Below are 20,071 nucleotides of genomic sequence, written 5' to 3'. Positions count from 1 at the left end.
CGGGACCCAGATCAGGGGCGGCGGACCGTATCGCCGCCCTTCATCACAAAGACCGGATGCTGCAGCAGGGTGACGTCCTTCAGGGGATCGCCCGCCACGCCCACCATGTCGCCAAAGGCGCCGACCTTGATCTGACCCACATCCCTGGCCTGACCAAGGGCCTCGGCGGCCGTGATGGTGGCTGACTGGATGGCCTGCAGGGGGCTGGCGCCCCACTGGACCATGGTGGCGAACTGCCGGGCGTTGTCGCCGTGGGGATAGACCCCGGCATCCGTAGCGTAGATCATCTTCACGCCGGCCTTGAGGGCCTTCTGATAGTTCTGGCGCTGGATCAGGCCGATATCCCGGTCCTTCTGCAGGTTCTCTTCCAGCACCCCGTTCTTCTTGCCCTCGGCCTGGGTGTAGTCAGTGTTGTAGATGTCCATGCCGAAATAGGCGCCCTTCTGCAGGGCCAGCTTGATGCCTTCGTCGTCCACCAGGCTGACATGCTCGATGGTGTCGACCCCGGCCAGGATGGAGGCCCGGATGCCCGACGCGCCATGGGCGTGGGCGGCGACCTTCATGTCGGCGGCATGGGCCTCATCGACAATGGCCTTGATCTCTTCGAAGGTCAGCTGCTGGGCGCCGGGGGCGTCGCCCCGGGAGAAGACCCCGCCCGTGGCGCAGATCTTGATGACCTGGGCGCCGTACTTGCGCAGCTGGCGGACCATCTGGCGGCCCTGGTCAGGGCTATCGATGACCGCATAGCCCTTCTGGTTCATGGACGGCGGGAAGAAGGTCGAGTCACAGTGGCCGCCGGTGGCGCCGATGGCGTCCGTAGCCGTGACGATCCGGGGCCCGACCACGAAGCCGGCTTCGATGGCCTGACGCAGACCCACATCGGCGAATTCGCTGGCGCCCACATTGCGGATGGTGGTGAAGCCGGCGTCGAGGGTGGCCTTGGCGTGGGCCGTCGATATCACCGCCCAGAAGCTGTCGGTGAACAGCAGTGCGTTATAGCCGCTGTAGAGCGGCGAGGAGGTGATGTGGGTATGCATGTCGATCAGCCCCGGCAGCAGGGTGACGCCGGGCAGATCGACCTTCTCGGCGCCGGCCGGAACCGCATCGCCCTGGCGGCCGACCGAGGTGATGCGGCCATCGACCACGATCACCTGGGGCCTGTCAGTCTCCTTGCCGGTGGCGACGTCCAGCAGCTTGTCGGCCGTAACGGCGACGGTGCGGGCCTGGCTCTGGCCTGCGCCAAGAACCAGGAGGGAAGTGGTGGCCAGAAGGGCGAGCAGACGCATGGGAACTCACAGTCAGAATTGGGTTTGCGACTTGCTAGCACGGTCTGGCCTTGCGTCGAGAGGGCAATGACTGCGCCTGCTGCGTGACAGACCCGCCCATGTCCGCTATCGGAGCGCTCCGACAGGTGGGAGGGGCCAAAAGTTGAGCCAGACGTCAGACCGGGAGTCCCGCTCCGAAGAGCAAGGCTGGGCCACCGCCAAAACCCTGGCCGAGGCCCTGCCCTTCATCCAGCAGTACGACCGCGAAACCGTGGTCATCAAATATGGCGGTCACGCCATGGGCCAGGAAGAGACCGCCAAGCTCTTCGCCGCTGACGCCGTCCTGCTCAAGCTGCTCGGCCTGCATCCCGTGGTCGTCCATGGCGGCGGCCCGCAGATTTCACGCATGCTGGACAAGGCCGGGGTGAAGTCGACCTTCGTCGACGGCCTGCGCGTCACCGATGAAGCCACCATGGAAGTGGCCGAAATGGTCCTTTCGGGCGCCATCAACAAGGAAATCGCCAACTGGATCACCCTGGCCGGCGCCGAGGCCGATGTGCGCGGGGTGGGCCTGTCGGGCAAGGACGCCCGGCTCATCACCGTGGAAAAGGTCACCCGCACCAAGAAGGACCCTGACAGCCTGATCGAACAGGTTGTGGACCTGGGCTTTGTGGGCGAGCCCACCCGGATTGATCCCCAGCTGATCGAGGGCCTGATCTCGGCGGATCACGACTATATCCCGGTGATTGCGCCGATCGGCGTTTCCAGCACCGGCGAGACCTACAACATCAATGCCGACACCGTGGCGGGCGCCCTGGCCGGCGCCCTGAACGCCAAGCGCATGCTGCTGCTGACCGATGTGGCCGGCGTGCTGGGCGCTGACGGCGAACTGATCCGCCAGCTCACCGTGGCCGAAGCCCGGGAAGCCATCGCCTCGGGTGTGGCTTCCGGCGGCATGATTCCCAAGCTTGAGACCGCCATTGCGGCCGTCGAGGCCGGGGTCGAGGCCGTGGTCATTCTGGACGGCCGCCGGGCCCACGCCATGCTGGTCGAGCTGTTCACCGAACACGGGTCGGGCACGCTCATCACCGCATGAGCCCGGATCTCGCCCACATAGACACCTGGCTCTTCGACCTGGACAACACCCTCTACCCAGAGGAATCCGGGTTCATGAAGCAGGTCGAGGGCGCGATGACCGACTTCGTCGCCCAGGCCGTGGGTCTGCCCCATGACCAGGCCTATGTCCTCCAGAAGAAGTATTTCGCCGAGCATGGCCTGACCCTGAAGGGCCTAATGCTGAACCACGGCACGGATCCGGCAGACTTCCACGCCCTGTTCCATGACCTGTCCCTGGACGTTCTGGCGAGGGACCATGACCTGCTGGACATCCTTCAGGTCCTGCCCGGCCGTCGTTTCGTCTTCACCAATGCCGACGACCGCCATGCAGAGCGGGTGCTGGAACATCTGGGCCTGACCGACCTGTTCGACGAGGTCTTCCACATCCATTCCTTCGGCTTTGCACCAAAGCCCGATCCCCTGGGTTTTGAGCGGATGATCGCCGCCCACGGGCTTGATCCGGCGGCGACGGCGTTCTTTGAAGACAGCGAACGTAATCTCAAACCCGCCAAGGATCTGGGCATGACCACGGTCATGGTCGGACCCCGCGCCGCAGAGACCACAGCGTCCTTTATCGACTACAAGACCGCCAAACTCGCGCCCTTCCTGAAGAGCGCCCGCCTGAGAGAAGCCTGAACATGTCCAGTGATCTGAAGTCCGTCATCGAAGCCGCCTGGGAGGTCCGCGACACCCTGACCACCGCCACCAGGGGCGAGGTCCGCGAGGCAGTCGAGGAAACCATCAACCAGCTGGACGCTGGAACCCTGCGGGTCGCCAGCCGGGGCGATGATGGCGTCTGGACCACACATCAGTGGGCCAAGCAGGCCATCCTGTTGTCCTTCCGCCTGACCGCCAACAGCCTGATCGAGGCGGATGCGCCAGGTCCCTACTGGGACAAGGTGCCTTCCAAGTTCACCGGTTGGGACGCCGCCCGCTTCGAGGCCGCGGGCCTTCGCGCCGTGCCCGGCTGCGTCGCCCGCCGGGGCAGCTTCATCGCCCGCAATGTGGTGCTGATGCCCTCCTTCGTGAACATCGGCGCCTATGTGGATGAGGGCACCATGGTCGATGGCTGGGCCACGGTCGGCTCCTGCGCCCAGATCGGCAAGAACGTGCACCTGTCCGGCGGCGCCGGCATTGGCGGGGTGCTGGAGCCCCTGCAGGCCAATCCCACCATCATCGAGGACAACTGCTTCATCGGCGCCCGGTCGGAAGTGGCCGAGGGCGTCATCGTCCGCGAGGGCAGCGTCCTGTCCATGGGGGTCTATCTGACCTCCACCACACCGATCGTCGACCGCAGGACTGGCGAAGTGATCACCGGCGAAGTGCCGCCCTATTCGGTGATCATGTCCGGCAGCCGGCCGAGCCCGCACGAAGGCATGCCTTCGACCTATTGCGCGGTGATCATGAAGACCGTCGACGCCCGCACCCGGTCCAAGACCTCGATCAACGAGCTGCTGCGGGAATAGAATTCCCGGGAACCAAACAGTCCGGAGACCTCATGGCTCAATCTTTTGGCGCGACCTCAACTACTGACGATGTCCTTCAGGGCGTTGACCTGTCAGGCCGGCGAGTCCTTGTGACCGGTGTCTCGGCAGGCCTTGGCGTCGAGACAGCCCGTACCCTGGCGGCTCATGGAGCCACGGTGGTCGGCGCCGCCCGGAACCTGGCGAAGGCTGAAACAGCAACCGTCCCGGTCCGTGAACAGGCTGCTCAGGGCGGCGGCCTGGAACTGGTGGAGCTGGACCTTGCATCACTGGCCAGCGTTCGCGCCTGCGCCGACGCCCTGCTGGCGGATGGACGTCCATTCGACGTCATAATCTGCAATGCCGGAGTCATGGCGACCCCTATGGGAAAGACCGTCGACGGCTTTGAGACCCAGTTCGGAACCAATCACCTGGGCCACTTCGTCCTGGTCAACCGGATCGCCAGACTCCTGAAAGAGGACGGAAGGCTGGTGAATCTGGCGTCCGCCGGACACAGGTTCTCCGACGTCGACCTGGAAGATCCCAACTTCGACCACACGCCCTATTCCGAGTTCGGGGCTTATGGCCGGTCAAAGACGGCCAATGTCCTGTTCGCCGTGGAGTTCGACCGCCGCCACAGGGCGAGGGGCGTCCGCGCTGCCGCCGTGCATCCGGGCGGAATCCAGACCGAGCTTGGCCGTCATGTGACGCCGCAGGCCACCCAGGCCATGATTGCCAGCATCAATGCCAGCAATCAGGCGGCAGGCGCGGAACCCTTTGTCTGGAAGACCATCCCCCAAGGCGCAGCGACCACTGTCTGGAGCGGTTTCGTCGCGGATGCGGATGAAGTCGGCGGGAAGTATTGCGAGGACTGCCACGTCGCGGAGATCAAGGACATTGAGGGCGTCCGTGGCGGAGTCCGCTCCTATGCCCTTGATCCTGAAAGCGCCAGGGCGCTCTGGACCAAAAGCGAAGAGATGGTCGGCGAGTCCTACTCCTAGGCCTGGCCTTTCCGCCACCGCTTGTCGACCTTGGGCATGTTGGGGTTCCGGTCTATGACTCCCCTGAATTTGAACATCAGCGTGCGAGTACGAGAGTGATTGATCCGGTCAGCCTGACACAGGCCCTCATCCGCCGCCCCTCGGTCACCCCTGCGGACGCGGGCGCCATGGATATTGTCGAGCAGACCCTCAGCGGTCTGGGCTTCGCCTGTCGCCGGATGACCTTTGGTCAGATCGAAAACCTCTACGCCCGTTACGGCTCGGAGCGCCCCAACCTCTGCTTTGCCGGCCACACCGACGTGGTGCCGGTGGGCGATGCCGCGGCCTGGAGCCGCGAGGCCTTCGCCGCCGATATCGTGGATGACGTGCTGATCGGGCGGGGCGCCGTGGACATGAAGAGCGCCATCGCCGCCTTTGCCGCCGCCTGCGCCGACGCCATCGAGGCGGGCGAGGTGAAGGGCTCGATCTCCTTCCTCATCACCGGGGATGAAGAAGGCGTCGCCACGGACGGGACGGTCAAGGTTGTCCAGGCCCTGCAGGCCGAAGGCGAAGTCATCGATCACTGCATTGTCGGCGAGCCCACCAGCTCCGAGCGGTTCGGCGACATGGTCAAGATCGGCCGCCGGGGCTCGATCAATGTGAACATCACCGTCGAGGGCATTCAGGGCCACGTGGCCTATCCCCACCGGGCGGCCAATCCGATCCCGGTCCTGGTCGCCCTGCTGGCCCGCCTGCAGGAGACCGAACTGGATCAGGGCTATCTGGGGTTCCAGCCTTCGAATCTCGAGCTCACCAATTTTGATGTGGGCAATCCCACCACCAATCTGATCCCCGCCGAAGCCCGGGCCCGGCTGAATATCCGCTTCAATCCCAACCATACCGGCCAGAGCCTGGCCGACTGGATCGCCGGGGAAGCCCTTGCGGCCCAGGAAGGCTTCCAGGGAAATGTCATCGTCAAGCCGACCATCAGCGGCGAAGCCTTCCTGACCGAGCCCGGCGCCTTCACCCAGCTGATCAGCTCGGCTGTGACGGATGTGGCGGGCTCACCGCCGGACCTTTCGACCACCGGCGGCACCTCGGACGCGCGGTTCATCCGCGCCCTCTGCCCGGTGGTTGAGGTGGGTCTGGTGGGCAAGACCATGCATTCGGTGGATGAACGGGCGCCGGTGTCGGAAATCCTGCAATTGCAGGCGGTCTATCGCGAGATCATCCGCCGCTATTTCGCGACGTTTTCCACAGCCGGATAACCGACCCCTGTCAGGTAGAGGCCGTCGGCGGGCGCAACCGGGCCGCAGGCCTGTCGGTCCTTCGCTTCGAGCGCGGCCTCGACATCCGCCATCGTCCAGCGTCCCAGACCAACCTGGGCCAGGGTGCCGGTCATGGACCGGACCTGCCGGTGCAGGAAGGACCTCGCTTCGAAGACCAGATGCACCTCATCGCCAATGCGGCTGACCCGAGCCACATCCAGGGTCTTGAGGGGCGACTTGGCCTGACACTTCAGGTCCCGGAAAGTGGTGAAGTCATGATGCCCAACCAGCGTCTGGGCGGCGTGGTGCATTGCCTCGGCGTCCAGCTCACCCTTCAGGCGCCAGACCTTGCCTCGCTCCAGGGCCGCGGGCGCCGCCCTGTTGAGGATGCGGTAGAGATAGCGGCGCTCGGTCGCTGAGAACCGGGCGTGCCAGTCCCCTTGCGTCACCTCCGCATCCAGCACCACCACTGACTCCTTTGCCAAGTGGGCGTTGAGGGCATTGCGGACGGTTTCAGCCGGCCAGGGCTTTTCGAGATCGATATGGACCACCTGGCCGGTGGCGTGGACGCCGGTGTCCGTCCGGCCCGCAGCCGCCACTCGCAGGGTCTGGCCACAGAAGGCCTTCACCGCCGCTTCGAGAGCGCCCTGGACCGAGGGCAGGTCCGGCTGGGCCTGGAAGCCGCAATAGGGGCCGCCGTCATATTCAATGGTCAGCCGGTAGCGGGGCATCAGGGAAACCGGGTTCCCGGCAGCACAGGCGTTCCCCGCAGGAAGACCTCGGCATCCTGGGCGCCCTTGCCTTCCCGCTGGACCCTGAGAAGCCGAACGGCGCCGGCGCCAGTCGCCACCAGCAGGGCCTCATCCAGCACTTCGCCGGGCTCGCCTGCACCGTCTTCGGCCCGGGACAGCAGGGCCTTGACCCTGACCGGGCCCTTGTCGCTCGGCAGGTCGAACCAGGCCCCCGGAAAGGGCGAGAGACCGCGGATCTTGCGATCCAGGTCGACAGCGGGCCTGGTCCAGTCCAGGCGGGCTTCCTTCGTCCGGATCTTCTTAGCGTAGGTGGCGCCTTCTTCGGACTGGGGCGTTTCAACGGCGCGGCCTGCGGCGATGTCGGCCAGGGTCCTGACCAGCAGATCTGCGCCCGCCGCCATCATCCGGTCATGCAGGGTTCCGGCGGTTTCCAGGGGGCTGATGTCGAGAACCGCGCCGGCCAGGACCGGGCCTTCATCCAGGCCCTCGGTCATGCGCATGACCTGGACTCCAGACTGCGCGTCTCCGGCCATGATGGCCCGCTGGATCGGCGCGGCGCCACGCCACCGAGGCAGGAGGGAGGCGTGAAGGTTGAAGGATCCCAACCGGGGTGCGTCGAGCACAGCGGCGGGAAGTATCTGGCCGAACGCCACCACCACAGCGGCGTCTAGCTTCAGGGCCTGGAAGGCTGCAATGACGTCGGGATCGCGCATTGAGGTCGGCGTGCGGACCTCAAGACCCAGGGACAGGGCCATGGCGTGAGTGGCGGAGGGCTTGAGGTCATGGCCCCGACCCCGAGGCGCCGGGGGTTGGGAATAGACCATGGCGACCTCGTGCCCGGCCTGCGCCAGGGCCGCAAGGCAGGCGGCGGCGATGTCAGGGGTTCCGAGAAAGGCTATGCGCATTGCCGGGCTTTAGCCCGAAACAGCGCCTCGCGAAACGAAGCTTTAGGCGGCGCGTACCAGCTTCTTGACCTTGGACACCGCCCGTTCGCGCTTCAGGCGCGAGAGGTAGTCGATGAACAGCACGCCCTTGAGGTGGTCCATCTCGTGCTGGATGCAGACGGAAAACAGGCCATCGGCCAGTTCGGTCACTTCCTTGCCGTGATAGTCCAGGTACTGGATCTTCACCTGGGCGGCGCGCTCGACCTCGTCGAAGATTTCGGGGACCGAGAGGCAGCCCTCTTCATAGGGGGCGGTTTCTTCCGAGGCCCAAATGATCTTCGGATTGACGAAATAGCGGGGCTGGGGGGGCTCGTCCTTGCCGGCCAGGTCCATGACGATGACCTGTTTAGGCACGCCGATCTGGATGGCGGCGAGGCCAATGCCCGGCGCGTCATACATGGTCTCGAGCATGTCATCCATGAGGGCGCGCAGGGCGTCGTCGACCACCTCGACCGGGGTGGAGACCTGCTTGAGGACGGGATCTGGGACGACCAGGATTTCGCGAATAGCCATGATGGTCAGGAGGTAGGTGAGCGACCCTTGAGCGTCAAGGCGGGGACGGCGCCTGTTTCATCATCATTCCCGACCGTCGAGAGCTTGGAGAAGGGCCGCACGGCGGTTTCAACGGGGCTCAGGTCCGGCAGTTCCCGGCCCTCATGGTCCACCTTGAGATCCTCGAACCGCTTGGCCTGGGTCATGACCTGGGTCTCGAGGGACCCGACGAACTGGTTATATCGCCCGACGGCCTGGTCGAGGGCCTTGCCCACCGCCGCAGCATGGCCGCCCATGACGGAGAGGCGCTTGTAGAGCTCGCGGCCGAGCTTCGAGATCTCCTGGGCGTTGGCCGCCTGCTCCTCCACCCGCCAGCCATAGGCCACGGCCTTGCAGAGGGCGAAAAGGGTGGTGGGGGTGACGATCAGCACCCGCTTGTCCATGGCCTCGGTCATCAGGTCCGGCGCCCGCTCGACGGCCGCGGCCAGGAAGCTGTCGCCGGGAATGAACATGGCCACGAAGTCGGGCGAGGCGTCGAACTGGTCCCAGTAGGCCTTGGCCGACAGGCCCAGGAAGTGGGCGCGGACGCTCTGGGTATGGCGGACATAGGCCGCCTCCTGCAGGGCCTCGTCCCCGGCGTCCTGGGCGTCGAGGAAGGCGTTGATCGAACACTTGGCGTCGATGACAAAGACCGCCCCGCCCGGCAGGCGGACGGTCACGTCGGGACGGCGGCGGCCCTCATCGGTGTCGGTCGAGGTCTGTTCAGTGAAGTCATAGTGCTTGGTCAGGCCGGCGGCCTCCAGGACATTGCGCAGGGTCTGCTCCCCCCAGCGGCCCTGGACCCCGGCGCCCCGGCGCAGGGCGGAGGACAGCTTGCGGGTCTCGGCCTGGGTGGCGGCTGAGGCCTGCATCAGGTCGGCGATCTGCTGTTTCAGGCCGCCGGACTCCTCGGCCCGGACCTTCTCCACAGCCGTCACCTGTTCCTGGAACCTGGCCAGGGTCTCGGCCACCGGCTTGAGCTGGGCCTCCAGCCGGGCCTGGGCCAGCTGTTCGCGATTGTGGAGGGTCTCGTCGGCCCGCTTGAGCACCTGCTCGGCGATGGCGGTCACCGCCTCGCCCTGCAGCAGGGCGGCGGTCTTGGCGCCCATTTCCTCGAGCACCTTTACCCGGGCGGCGGCGTCCTGAAGGCCATAGACCCGGGCCTCGGCCTTGTCGGCGCGGCTCCGTTCCATCAGGGCCCAGAAGATGGCGACCACAGCGGCGGCGAAGAACAGGACAGCAAGGAGAAGGACAGGATCAAGGTTCATGCTCCGTTCCATATCCGGAGTCGCCAGGCTTCGCCACCGAACCCTGTTCCCTCAGGCCGCGCTGTGGGCCATGATCGCGGAAAATGTCTGGGGAGCCCATGCAAAGACAAAAGGTCCTGGTCCTGTACCTCGCCAACTCGGCCCTGGATTCCCCCGTGGTCGCCTGGGCGGTCTATGACGGAACCGGTCAGTCCCGCACCATGGCCGGCGACAATGACGAACCGCCCTTCGCCACGGGGCTGGACGCCCTGAAGGCCGGCTGGCGCCTGATCCAGGCCGCCCAGATCCTGCCCCATAACCGGGGGGAGGAGTTCGACCTCAGCTATCTGAAATACGAGTTCTTCTTCGAGCAACTGGTGGAGATGGACGCATGAGCAGCCTGCCGCTTCTCACCGCTGAACAGATGGCGAGCTTTGTCGCCCGGGGCTTCCTGCGGTTCGACGGCGTTGTGCCGGACGAGATCAACCGCCAGTTCATGGACTCTGTCGGCGAGATTGCCCCGGCCGTCCCCGGACAGAAGCTGCGGCGGACCTATGGCGAGATCCTGGCCCGGGCGGACATACCGCAGGTCGCCGCCGGGACGCCCCTGGCCAGCGCCTATCCCCAGGGTTCGGCCATGGAGCGCCTGCTGGGCCTGCCCCTTGTGGCCGGCGCTGTCCGCAGCCTGGTGGGTGAGGCGCCGATCTTTGACCACCACTTCCTGCATGTCACCTTTCCGCCCGCCTATCATGAGGGCGGCGAAAGCGTCAGCCAGCACACCCACCAGGACTCGACCATCGATCCCCGCCAGGCCTTCGACCTGCAGATCATGTACTATCCGCACCGGGTCACCCGACCCATGGGCGGCACCCGGTTCGTGCCCGGCACCCACCTCCGCAGGGTGAGCGAGGTGGCGCTGGGCCGCTATCAGAACATACGCGGCCAGCAGCATATGGTCTGCGAGGCCGGAACCCTGCTCTTCCTGCATTCGGGCATATGGCACGGGGGCGGGGTCAACCTGTCGGACGATACCCGGACCATGTTCAAGATCAGGATCAATCCCACGAAGACACAGGTTCGGCAGTTTGATCTGGAAACCCTCAAACCCCAGGTCCAGCAGAGGCCGATCTTCTACCTCAAGGGACCTCAGCCCCCCAGTGTCGAGCAGATCCTGATGACCCCCGAGCCCTGGTTCGAGCAGGACACGGGCCGGCTGGAATTCGTCAACCGGATCAAGCTGTGGCGGTATCTGACCGGCGACCCGACCTATGACGCCGACTACTGGCTGACCCGGCTGGAAAACAGCCCGGCCCTGGCCTGAGCGAGGAGCTCCAGAATGCTTGAAGTGTTTTTTGACTGTTCCAGTCCCTGGACCTATCTGGCCTTTGAAAACCTCAAGGCCCTGCAGAAGGAATTGCAGGTCGAGACTGCCTGGAAGCCCATTCTGGTCGGGGGCATATTCAACACGGTTAATCCCAGCGTCTACGCCCAGAGGGAGACCCCGGTCCCGGCCAAGGCGCGCTATATGGGCAAGGACCTGCGGGACTGGGCCCGGTTCACGGGCCTGACCATCAAGTTTCCGCCCAGCGTCTTTCCGGTGAACAGCGTCAAGGCCATGCGCGGCTGCATCTGGCTGGAGCCCCAGGGCCGGATGCTGGACTTCGCCACCGCCGTCTTTGAAGCCTATTGGAGCCATGACCAGGACATTTCAAAGGACGAGGTCCTGAAGACCGTCTGCGAAAAGAGCGGGATCGACCCGGACGCCTTCTTCGAGGGAATCGCGCAGGCGCAGGTCAAGGACCAGCTGAGGCTCAATACCGAGGAAGTCATAGCCCGGGGCGGCTTCGGCTCGCCCACCATCTTTGTCGGCGGGAACGACATGTATTTCGGCAATGACCGCCTTCCCCTGATCCGCGACGCCGTTCTGCGGGTCCGGGCCCAAGCCTGAGGGTGAAACGAAAAGAGAACATGCTATAGGCAGGTCATGGCCGCCGCCCCGCCCCTCCTGCCCGACAGATTTACGAACTGGTTCGCCGGCCGCGGCTGGGAGGCCAGGTCCCATCAGCTTGAGATGGTGGCGCGGGCGAGGGCTGGCCGGGACGCCCTGCTGATCGCCCCCACCGGCGGCGGCAAGACCCTAGCGGGCTTCCTGCCCAGCCTGATCGAACTGGCTGAGCGGCCTCCGGCCAACACGCCTCAGGGCATCCACACCCTCTATATCTCACCCCTGAAGGCCCTGGCTGTGGATGTGGAGCGCAATCTCATGGCGCCCATTCTGCAGATGGGCCTGCCCATCGTGGCCGAAAGCCGGACGGGCGACACCGGGGTCTCCCGCAAGCAGAGGCAGAGGGTCAAGCCCCCGGACATTCTGCTGACCACGCCGGAACAGCTGGCCCTGTTCTGCGCCTGGGAGGGCGCCCGGCTCTATTTCGAGAACCTGTCCTGCGTGATCATCGACGAGATCCACGCCATCCACGCCTCCAAGCGGGGCGACCTGCTGGCGCTTGCCCTGGCGCGGCTACAGGTCTTCGCCCCGAACATGCGCCGGGTCGGACTGTCCGCCACGGTGGATGATCCGGATGTCATCCGCCGGTGGATGGCCTGGGGCGGAAGGACCACCCCCGAAACCCCTCGACCGGAAGACACGGTCGATCTGGTGTTTGGCCCGCCGGGCGCCCAGCCGGTGGTGGACATGCTGCTGTCCGAAGGTCGGGTGCCATGGGCCGGGCACACCGCCAAGCACGCCATGGCGGAGGTCTACCAGGCCATCAAGGGCGCCCGGACGGCTCTGGTCTTCGTCAACACCCGCTTCCAGGCCGAGTTCGCCTTCCAGGAACTCTGGAAGATCAATGATGATGACCTGCCTATCGCCCTGCACCATGGATCCCTGTCAGCCGAACAAAGACGCAAGGTCGAGGCGGCCATGGCCCGGGGGGAACTGCGGGCTGTGGTCTGCACCTCAACTCTGGACCTCGGCATTGACTGGGGAGATGTGGACCTGGTCATCCAGCTGGCTTCGCCCAAGGGCGCCAGCCGCATGGTCCAGCGGATCGGCCGGGCCAATCACCGGCTGGACGAGCCCTCGAAGGCCCTCTTCGTCCCGGCCAACCGGTTTGAAATGCTGGAGTGTCAGGCGGCCCGCGAGGCCATTGCCGAGAACCGGTTCGACGGCGAGCCGGCCCGGACCGGCGCCCTGGATGTCCTGGCCCAGCACGTCATGGGCCTGGCCTGCTCCGAGCCCTTCGACCTGCTGAAACTGTATGACGAGCTGGTCGCCTGCGGTCCCTATCGCGACCTGACCTGGGAGGACTTCGAGCAGGTGGTCGATTTCGTCTCCACCGGTGGATATGCGCTGAAGGTCTATGACCGCTTCCGGCGGATCGTGAAGGGCCAGGACGGTCTCTGGCGGGTACGTGACGCCGCCACGGCCCAGAGGCACAGACTGAATGTCGGCGCCATCCTGTCCCCAGCCGTCCTGTCGGTGCGGGTGGCCATGGGCAAGCGCCTGGTCGGCGGCCGCAAGATCGGCGAGATCGAAGAGGGCTATCTGGAAATGCTCGACCCCGGCGACACCTTTGTCTTCGCCGGTCAGGTCTGGAGCCTGGTGGCCGTGACGGGCCTGGACGTCTTCGTGAAGGCGGCGACGGACAAGGACCCGAAAATGCCCTCTTGGGGGGGCTCGAAATTCGCCCTCTCCACCTTCCTGGCCAAGCGGGTTCGGGAACTTATGTTCGACCAGGACCACTGGCAGGTCCTGCCCGCCGATGTCCGCGAATGGCTGGAAGCCCAGAGGGATCGATCGCTGATCGTTGGCGAAGGCGAGCTACTGCTGGAAACATTTCCGCGGGGGCGGCGGAACTTCCTGGTCTGCTATCCCTTCGAGGGACGCCTGGCCCACACCACCCTGGCCATGCTGCTGACCCGGCGGCTGGAGCGGTTGGGGGTCGGTCCCCTGGGCTTTGTCTGCAATGACTATGCGGTGGCGATCTGGTCGCTCGATCCGATGAGCAATCTCGATTTCGGCGACCTGTTTGACCAGGACATGCTGGGGGATGATCTGGAATCATGGCTGGCTGAAAGCTTCATGATGAAGCGGGCTTTCAAGGGGTGCGCCGCGATCAGCGGACTGATCGAGCGGCGTTTTCCCGGTGAGCACCAGAAGTCCGGGCGGCAGGTGACCTTTTCCACAGACCTGATCTACGACGTCCTGCGCCGCCATCAGCCTGACCACCTGCTGCTGGCCTGCGCCAGGTCCGATGCGGCGACCGGCCTGATCGACGTAGCCCGGCTGGGGCAGATGCTGGCGCGGATCAAGGGCCATATCCGCCACGCCGATCTTGAACATCTCTCCCCGTTTTCCGTGCCGATTCTTCTGGAGCTCGGCAAGGAGCGGACCCCGGGTCAGGCAGGGGACATGATCCTGGCTGAAGCCGAGGCCGACCTGATCGCCGAGGCCATGTCTTGAACCAGGCCATCGACAGTCAGGGCCTAGCCCTGGGGCCGGCAGCCATGGGCGGGCTGAGGCTTTGCCTCAATGGCGAGGACGCCGTCATGCGCCCGTCAGGCGCCCTCTGGCTGGAGGCGTCGCGCACCCTGATTGTTGCGGACCTGCACCTCGAAAAGGGATCGTCCTATGCCTCGAAAGGACAACTCCTCCCGCCCTACGATTCCCGGGAAACCCTCAGGCGCCTGGCGGGAGAGACAGGGGCGCTGAATCCAGAGACCCTGGTCCTCCTGGGCGACACCTTTCATGACGGTGCGGGCGAGTTCCGATTGGGGGCAGTCGACACAGAGGCGCTTGCATCACTGGGCCGGGGCCGATCCCTGGTCTGGGTGCTGGGCAATCACGACTATGAGGGGCCAGCCCTGCTGCCGGGGGATGTGGTCGATGATCTGATCCTGGGAAGCCTCATCCTGCGCCACGAGCCCCTGCCGGGCGAACAGGCTGGAGAAATCTCGGGTCACCTGCACCCCTGCGCCCGGGTCGCGTCCCTTCGGGGGTCGGTACGGCGGCGGTGCTTTGTCACCGATGGCGGCCGCATGATCGTGCCGGCCTTCGGCGCCTATGCCGGCGGGCTCAACATTCTGGATCCGGCCTTCGGAGGCCTGTTCAGCGGACCGGTCATCGCCGGGGCCCTGGGGTCTGATCGGGTCCACGCTGTCGGCCGCAGGTCAATGCGGCCCGACTGACCTACATCCGCATGGATTTTTCGAGGGCCATGGCCAGGGACACCCCGGCCCCAAGGGTCAGGAATGTGACCATACGCGGATACTTGTTGGGAACGCCCGGGGCGGCCTGGTCGAACATCCACTGGACGATGAAGGCCGCCAGAAAGCCGCCGACAATCCAGTCCACCTCCACATAGCGCCGCAGCGCCAGAAGTCCCCAACCGATGAAGGGCGAAATGGTCGAGCCCACCAGCCTGATGGCCTCCGGGTGGAGGCGGGAGGATTCCACCCCCCACCGCACGCCGCCCACAAAGCCCATGGTCACCGCTGACCAGGTGAGCAGGACATTCAGGCCATGGATGGCCATACCGCTGGGACCATAGGCATAGATGATCGCCGAAAGCGGAAAGGGCGCGAGACCAAGCAGGGCCATGGCCCAGAGTCCCTTGGGAGCCGGATGTGTCACCTATGACCTCCTAAAGGCCGCTGACGCGGCCCAGCCTGCTGCCAGGGCGATGCTGACCGAGACCAGTCCGTAGGTCCAGGGGTGTAGATGGGCGAACAGATAGAGGGTTCGCTCCAGTCCCACCTTCCTTACGTCAAGTTCGCGGACCCGCTCAGACACCGGCTGACCATTCTGGAATAGCAGGATCTGCGCCTTGTAGCGACCTATGGGGGCGTCGGTAGGCAGGTTGATCTCGGCCTTGAAGAGGTTCTTGTCCACGAAGACGACCCCATGCTCGTCTTCCTCATAGAGGCTCATCCGGGCCTTCAGGCGCACCACCGCCTGACGCCAGTCCAGATAGTCGGCCCCCAGGCGGTTCACCACCACGTCCTTGACGCCATAGCGGGTCTCAAGACTTTGCTCCTCCGGAGCATTGATCGCCAGGTGATCAATGCCGGCGCCGAGACGTCGCAGGACCCCGAAATCGGCGATCTGATCCAGGGGGCGCGTGGAGGCCGCCTTGTAGAAACCGGGCGCGCCCCGGAAGACAACAGGCCGGGAATTGATCCAGAGGCCGGCAATGCGGGTCTTACGGGCAATCCGCACAGCCTGCTCCGGGCCGCGCACCAGCACCACGACATCGCTGGGCACATGGCCGGGATCGAGGACGGTCCCGTAGAGGACAATTCTGGCGCCCTGGAATCCGGAGGTCACCCGCACCTCGGTGGTGGTCAGGGCGGCGGATACAGCAGGCGGAGGCGCTGACTCGATCATCCGCCGACCCCGGTCATCAGGACAAAGGGCTCTTCGGGGGTCAGGAACAGACCCAGCCCCATGCGCAGGCCGACGGCCAGAACAATCAGGGCCAGGAGGGCGCGGAGTTCCTCGGCCCGGAAGCGGGACGAAGCCTTGGCGCCCAGTTGTGCGCCAATGACGCCCCCGACCAGCAGAAGGGTCGCCAGCACGATATCGACGGTCTGGTTGCGTCCGGCCTGGAGCACACTGGTGAGGGTCGTGGTGATGATGATCTGGAAGAGGCTCGTGCCCACCACCACACCTGCAGGCATGCGCAGGAGATAGACCATGGCCGGAACAAGGATGAATCCGCCGCCGACACCCATGATGGCCGACAGCATGCCGACAAAAATCCCCAGGGCGACGGGCGGAATGACGCTAATATACATCCGCGACTTGGGAAACTTGACCTTGAAGGGCAGTCCATAGAGCAGGGTCGGGCGACGGTCGCGGATCTGGGGGGGCGCCTCGCCCCTGCGCGTGCGGATGATGGTCGCAAGCGATTCCGACAACATGAGACCACCGATCACCCCGAGGAAGATCAGATAGGACAGTGAGACGACGAGGTCGGCCTGGCCGATCAGTCTGATCCATCGAAAGACTTCGACGCCGATGATCGAGCCCACCACCCCGCCAGAAGCCAGGACTCCGCCCATACGGAAATCCACGGCCCGGGCGCGGGTGTAGGAAATCACGCTGGAGGTCGATGACGCCGCCACATGGCTGGCGAGACTGGCCACGGCCACCGCGGGGGGAATGCCCAGAAAGACAAGGATGGGCGTCATCAGGAATCCACCGCCGATCCCGAACAGCCCCGAGATGAAGCCAACACCGGCCCCCAGCGCCACCAGGAGGGGAACGTTGACCGAGACCTCTGCTATGGGAAGGTAGATATCCAGGGCCAATGAAGGCTCCTATCTGGCGGAGTTCCGGCCCCTCAGTGGGTGAAGACCGAAAGCCGGGCCACGGTCGCCTGATCCAGCACGCCTGTCGGAGTCAGGTTCTGATCCCGCTGGTAGGCGGCAAGGGCCAGGTTCAGGGCCGGTGAGGCGCTGCCGTCCGTGGGTCCTTGATAATAGCCCAGTCGTGAGAGGGCCTTCTGGACCGTCGCCGCGCCGGCGGCGTCCGTGCCAAGTCCGGCTGTCGCCGTTGCGACAGCGGCGGTCGGGCTGGGGGTAGACGGCCGGAAGGCGGTGGCGGCGCGCTCTGCAACAATCCGGGCGTCGGGATTGAGCTGGCTGCGGATCTGTTCGGCCCGCTTGTGGGCCGCTTCATCGCCGGTCTTGGCGGCGATGAGGTACCAGCGATAGGCCTCCGCCGCATTCTGGCTGACCCCAAGGCCCCGCTCATAGAGGGCGGCCAGATTGTACTGGCTGTCCACAAGGCCGAGTTCTGCGGCGCGGCGGAACCACTGGGCGGCGGTCACGGCGTTCTTGGGACCGCCCACGCCTTCGATGAAGGCGATGCCCAGATTGTGCATGGCGCGCCGGTCGCCGCTTTCAGCAGCGCGGCTTGTCCATTGGCGCGCCGAGGCAAGGTCCTTTTTCAGGCCGCCGCCGCCGGTCTCGTACATCTTGGCGAGATAGAACTGGGCCGGACCATAGCCCTGGGTCGCCAGGGTCTTGAGGTCGTCAATGGCGCCAGGCTTTTTGGCGTCAACGGCATCGGCCGCCTTGGAGAAGCGGTCCGCCAGGTCGGCTGTATCAAGGCCGGGAGTCGCTGTCGCGCCGAGTTCGGGCGAGGTCAGGGCGATCGCCACCCGGGGGTCCTTGGGGATGGGCGCAGTGTCAACCTCGGAGCCGGCGATTTCCGTAGCCGGGTCAGACTTCAGGGCGGCGATGGCGCGGGCCACCCGGTCGGGCGTCCCGCCTCCGGGCCGCCCTTCCATCAACATGAATCCTGCAGCGCTGAGCGCCAGGGCCGCGCTGGCGCCGGCAATCACCAGAGCTGTCTGCAGCGAGGATCCGGCCTGACGCTTCGGGCGGCTGAGCCTCGAAAGGATGGAGGCGCCCCGGGCGCCCTTCTTGGCCTTGGCCTGGGCCTCGGCCTCGCCAGCAGCACGGGCCGCCGCGCGGGCCTGCTCAATGACTTCCCGGGTGGTCAGGGGGCGACCCGCCTCGACCGGAGCCTCTGTGGCGAGCGCCTGCTTTCTTTCCGCCACGCGGGTGAGGTCGGGCATGACCGGCGGCGGCAGGGCGCCTTCCGGATCGTGGAAAGCCACGGATTCGAACCGGGATGCAGCTGCTTCGGGCTCGCCCTGCGTCTCAGATGCAAAGTCGGGAAGGCCGGCCACATCTCCGGGGAACCGCGCACCAGAGGAAGGCGTGAAGGCGTCGATGGCCTCGAAGTCGGCGGGATCGAAATGATCGCCTTGACCACCCACGGGAAGAGCCGGTTCGACCGCCTCAGGGGCCTGAAGGGTAGGCGCCTTGGGTGAACGGGCCAGGGGCGAGGGCGTTGCGAAGCCGGACTTGGTGGAATAATTGGCCGGCTTTGGCGCACCGGCCTGGGGCGTCAATGTCGGGAAGGGTTCCGGATCGCCGAAGGGGTCACCTCGGTCGTCAAAGGCGCCGCTGTTCGGACCGGCCAGGGTTTCGGCGATCTGGCGCTGGCTTTCGGCCAGGCTCTGATCGATCTTCTCCTTGGTCTCGGCCAGGAGGCGCGCAGTCCGGTCTTCGGTGTGCCGGAGGGTTTCGGCGATGTCATCGCCGACTGCCCGATGACCGATTTTTTCGGTGACACGCGAGAGCTGGCCACTGACTTCATCAATCGCCTGGGCGGATCGACGCTCGGCTGAGCCAATGCGCTCGGCCAGACGTTCGCTGATGCGGTTGATCTCTGCGCCCAGCTTTTCCATGGCGTCAGCCTGGACGGTGTCGTTGCGCGAGAACCGGCTTTCCATGGCCTGGGTGATGCGGCCGACCTCTGTGGTCACCTGCCCCAGGGTGTCTGCGCTCTTCTGCTCGGCGGCGATCACCCGACGGCTGAGGGTGTCGGCGACGCTTGTGACTTCACGGCCCAGGCGCTCGATGGCCTGGGCGGACTTGTGCTCCGCCGTCCGAACCTGGTCGGTCATCTCGGAGAGCTTGCGCTCCATCCGGTCAAACCGACCCTCAGTGGACGCCTGAAGATTGCGGGCCAGCTCGTTACGAACCGCCTCGACGCGCTCGGTCAGGCTGGCCGCCAGGCGCTCGAGCCTCTGGTCAATCGCCGGAGACGCGCCGCCCTCGATGGAGCCAAGACGGTCGTCCAGCCCCGAGAAGGACGACTTCAGACCCTCAAGGGCAGTTGTCGTTCTGGCTTCGGCCTCGACCAGACGCTCTCCGATCTTGGAAACCACCTGCTCGATGGCCTCGGCTCCGGCGGCGCCTTCACCCGCCTCAACCTGATCCAGCCGATCGCGCAGGCTGTCTATGGTCCGGCGGGTCCGCGCCTCGCCTTCGTAGAGATGATTTGCGACCTTGCCGAGGGCGGTCTCCAGGGCGCGGAGCGCTTCGGCCGACTTGGGCCCGGCAGCCTCCGCCTCCACCCGCTTCAGGCGATTGGCGATCTGTTCCTGGACTTCGCGGGTTTCGTTGACGGCGCTCTCGAACCGGGCGGCGATGGCCACCTGCTCGCGTTCGGCCGATTCAATCCTGGCCGCAGCCTCGCGGACGGAATGCTCGACACCGGAAATGGCCAGTCCGGTCCGACCCTCCGAACTCTCGATCCGGTCAACCAGGCGATCAAGGGCGTGGGTGACGCGGCTGATTTCATCTGCAGGATGCTCTGGCGCCTCGAAGCGGGATGGCGACGCATCCGAAGGCCCGGACCGCGCTGGCGGTTCCTGGCGGGCAGACTCGTAATAGGTGCGGACGGGACCCCTGAGGCCTGTCTCGGAAGGGGTGAAAAAAGCCTCGGAAGAAATGTCCTCAGGACCATCTTCCTCGAAGATCATCTGATTCAGCCACTCGCCTAGGGTCATGCCCGAGCGCCGGGCAAGGTCCTTTGCGACCTCCCGGGCTTTGGGATCAATCCCCTTCACGCTCCAAGGCGCGCCCGACGTCATCCGAATCGCTCTCCCGGCACTCTCGGGGCAAGCTAACCACCGATGCTT

Annotated in this window: 19 protein-coding genes; 10 read left to right on the top strand and 9 right to left on the bottom strand. The window is 65.5% G+C overall.

Going from position 1 to position 20,071, the window contains the following annotated elements; all coding sequences use genetic code 11:
• Nucleotides 1-11: 11 nt before the first annotated feature.
• A complete protein-coding gene (locus CFE28_02430) occupies nt 12-1,286 on the bottom strand; it encodes a Xaa-Pro dipeptidase (protein ID OYU68945.1) in 1,275 nt (424 codons plus the stop codon).
• A 142-nt stretch (nt 1,287-1,428) separates the two neighbouring features.
• Here CFE28_02430 and argB point away from each other — a divergent pair, with 142 nt between their 5' ends.
• The 5 genes from argB (at nt 1,429) to CFE28_02405 (ending at nt 6,092) form a co-directional block, all read left to right on the top strand.
• Nucleotides 1,429-2,361 (top strand): acetylglutamate kinase, encoded by a 933-nt coding sequence (argB, locus tag CFE28_02425; protein ID OYU68944.1) that lies wholly within the window; start codon nt 1,429-1,431, stop codon nt 2,359-2,361.
• Nucleotides 2,358-3,017, top strand: a complete 660-nt coding sequence (locus CFE28_02420) for a pyrimidine 5'-nucleotidase (protein ID OYU68943.1) — start codon at nt 2,358-2,360, stop codon at nt 3,015-3,017. Before argB ends, CFE28_02420 begins: the two co-directional genes overlap by 4 nt.
• Nucleotides 3,014-3,847 (top strand): 2,3,4,5-tetrahydropyridine-2,6-dicarboxylate N-succinyltransferase, encoded by an 834-nt coding sequence (gene dapD / locus CFE28_02415; GenBank protein OYU68942.1) that lies wholly within the window; start codon nt 3,014-3,016, stop codon nt 3,845-3,847. Before CFE28_02420 ends, dapD begins: the two co-directional genes overlap by 4 nt.
• A gap of 32 nt (nt 3,848-3,879) precedes the next feature.
• The gene (locus CFE28_02410; protein OYU68941.1) at nt 3,880-4,845 is read left to right on the top strand and encodes a shikimate dehydrogenase; all 966 of its coding nucleotides are present in this window, start codon (nt 3,880-3,882) and stop codon (nt 4,843-4,845) included.
• A gap of 95 nt (nt 4,846-4,940) precedes the next feature.
• Entirely contained in the window at nt 4,941-6,092 is a 1,152-nt protein-coding gene (locus CFE28_02405) for a succinyl-diaminopimelate desuccinylase (protein OYU68940.1), read from the top strand.
• Here the strand turns inward: CFE28_02405 and CFE28_02400 are convergent.
• From CFE28_02400 to CFE28_02385, 4 genes are read right to left on the bottom strand one after another with little or no spacing between them, the layout of a single operon-like run.
• Nucleotides 6,062-6,823: a tRNA pseudouridine(38-40) synthase TruA gene (locus CFE28_02400; GenBank protein OYU68939.1), complete on the bottom strand. Its 762-nt coding sequence runs from the start codon at nt 6,821-6,823 to the stop codon at nt 6,062-6,064. The two genes, CFE28_02405 and CFE28_02400, sit on opposite strands and share 31 nt — an antisense overlap.
• Nucleotides 6,823-7,749, bottom strand: a complete 927-nt coding sequence (locus CFE28_02395; GenBank protein OYU68938.1) for a methionyl-tRNA formyltransferase — start codon at nt 7,747-7,749, stop codon at nt 6,823-6,825. Before CFE28_02395 ends, CFE28_02400 begins: the two co-directional genes overlap by 1 nt.
• A gap of 42 nt (nt 7,750-7,791) precedes the next feature.
• A complete protein-coding gene (locus CFE28_02390) occupies nt 7,792-8,301 on the bottom strand; it encodes a peptide deformylase (GenBank protein OYU68937.1) in 510 nt (169 codons plus the stop codon).
• 5 nt (nt 8,302-8,306) lie between these two features.
• On the bottom strand, nt 8,307-9,587 hold the full coding sequence (locus CFE28_02385; GenBank protein OYU71520.1) for a DNA recombination protein RmuC: 1,281 nt from the start codon (nt 9,585-9,587) through the stop codon (nt 8,307-8,309).
• Between the two features lie 98 nt (nt 9,588-9,685).
• Between CFE28_02385 and CFE28_02380 the strand changes: the two genes are divergently transcribed.
• Genes CFE28_02380 through CFE28_02360 form a run of 5 tightly spaced genes read left to right on the top strand, consistent with a single transcriptional unit; the run spans nt 9,686 to nt 14,756 of the window.
• Nucleotides 9,686-9,961, top strand: coding sequence for a hypothetical protein (locus CFE28_02380; GenBank protein ID OYU68936.1), 276 nt, complete (start codon nt 9,686-9,688; stop codon nt 9,959-9,961).
• Nucleotides 9,958-10,887 (top strand): phytanoyl-CoA dioxygenase, encoded by a 930-nt coding sequence (locus CFE28_02375; GenBank protein ID OYU68935.1) that lies wholly within the window; start codon nt 9,958-9,960, stop codon nt 10,885-10,887. Before CFE28_02380 ends, CFE28_02375 begins: the two co-directional genes overlap by 4 nt.
• 15 nt (nt 10,888-10,902) lie before the next feature.
• Nucleotides 10,903-11,514, top strand: a complete 612-nt coding sequence (locus CFE28_02370; GenBank protein OYU68934.1) for a 2-hydroxychromene-2-carboxylate isomerase — start codon at nt 10,903-10,905, stop codon at nt 11,512-11,514.
• Between the two features lie 36 nt (nt 11,515-11,550).
• On the top strand, nt 11,551-14,031 hold the full coding sequence (locus CFE28_02365) for a DNA ligase-associated DEXH box helicase (protein OYU68933.1): 2,481 nt from the start codon (nt 11,551-11,553) through the stop codon (nt 14,029-14,031).
• 44 nt (nt 14,032-14,075) lie between these two features.
• On the top strand, nt 14,076-14,756 hold the full coding sequence (locus CFE28_02360; GenBank protein ID OYU71519.1) for a phosphoesterase: 681 nt from the start codon (nt 14,076-14,078) through the stop codon (nt 14,754-14,756).
• 1 nt (nt 14,757) lies between these two features.
• On the opposite strand, the gene CFE28_02355 is transcribed toward CFE28_02360, so the two are convergent.
• Genes CFE28_02355 through CFE28_02340 form a run of 4 tightly spaced genes read right to left on the bottom strand, consistent with a single transcriptional unit; the run spans nt 14,758 to nt 20,023 of the window.
• Entirely contained in the window at nt 14,758-15,201 is a 444-nt protein-coding gene (locus CFE28_02355; GenBank protein OYU68932.1) for a DUF3429 domain-containing protein, read from the bottom strand.
• On the bottom strand, nt 15,202-15,954 hold the full coding sequence (locus CFE28_02350; GenBank protein ID OYU68931.1) for a hypothetical protein: 753 nt from the start codon (nt 15,952-15,954) through the stop codon (nt 15,202-15,204).
• Entirely contained in the window at nt 15,951-16,874 is a 924-nt protein-coding gene (locus CFE28_02345) for a permease (protein OYU71518.1), read from the bottom strand. The genes CFE28_02350 and CFE28_02345 overlap by 4 nt, the downstream gene beginning before the upstream one ends.
• Nucleotides 16,875-16,912: 38 nt before the next feature.
• The gene (locus CFE28_02340) at nt 16,913-20,023 is read right to left on the bottom strand and encodes a Localization factor PodJS (GenBank protein ID OYU68930.1); all 3,111 of its coding nucleotides are present in this window, start codon (nt 20,021-20,023) and stop codon (nt 16,913-16,915) included.
• Nucleotides 20,024-20,071 lie beyond the last annotated feature (48 nt).

Source organism: Alphaproteobacteria bacterium PA2, from assembly GCA_002256425.1.
Classification (GTDB): Bacteria; Pseudomonadota; Alphaproteobacteria; order Caulobacterales; family Caulobacteraceae; genus Phenylobacterium.
The sequence above is the reverse complement of the archived record's forward strand: the minus strand, read 5'-3'. Positions and strand labels throughout refer to the sequence as shown.

Coding starts and splice junctions, on each gene's coding strand:
- CFE28_02360 (OYU71519.1), top strand. CDS start 14,076: ATGGGCGGGCTGAGGCTTTGCCTCAATGGCGAGGACGCCGTCATGCGC.
- CFE28_02395 (OYU68938.1), bottom strand. CDS start 7,749: ATGCGCATAGCCTTTCTCGGAACCCCTGACATCGCCGCCGCCTGCCTT.
- CFE28_02390 (OYU68937.1), bottom strand. CDS start 8,301: ATGGCTATTCGCGAAATCCTGGTCGTCCCAGATCCCGTCCTCAAGCAG.
- CFE28_02375 (OYU68935.1), top strand. CDS start 9,958: ATGAGCAGCCTGCCGCTTCTCACCGCTGAACAGATGGCGAGCTTTGTC.
- CFE28_02380 (OYU68936.1), top strand. CDS start 9,686: ATGCAAAGACAAAAGGTCCTGGTCCTGTACCTCGCCAACTCGGCCCTG.
- CFE28_02430 (OYU68945.1), bottom strand. CDS start 1,286: ATGCGTCTGCTCGCCCTTCTGGCCACCACTTCCCTCCTGGTTCTTGGC.
- CFE28_02365 (OYU68933.1), top strand. CDS start 11,551: ATGGCCGCCGCCCCGCCCCTCCTGCCCGACAGATTTACGAACTGGTTC.
- CFE28_02340 (OYU68930.1), bottom strand. CDS start 20,023: ATGACGTCGGGCGCGCCTTGGAGCGTGAAGGGGATTGATCCCAAAGCC.
- CFE28_02350 (OYU68931.1), bottom strand. CDS start 15,954: ATGATCGAGTCAGCGCCTCCGCCTGCTGTATCCGCCGCCCTGACCACC.
- CFE28_02410 (OYU68941.1), top strand. CDS start 3,880: ATGGCTCAATCTTTTGGCGCGACCTCAACTACTGACGATGTCCTTCAG.
- CFE28_02385 (OYU71520.1), bottom strand. CDS start 9,587: ATGAACCTTGATCCTGTCCTTCTCCTTGCTGTCCTGTTCTTCGCCGCC.
- CFE28_02420 (OYU68943.1), top strand. CDS start 2,358: ATGAGCCCGGATCTCGCCCACATAGACACCTGGCTCTTCGACCTGGAC.
- CFE28_02370 (OYU68934.1), top strand. CDS start 10,903: ATGCTTGAAGTGTTTTTTGACTGTTCCAGTCCCTGGACCTATCTGGCC.
- CFE28_02400 (OYU68939.1), bottom strand. CDS start 6,823: ATGCCCCGCTACCGGCTGACCATTGAATATGACGGCGGCCCCTATTGC.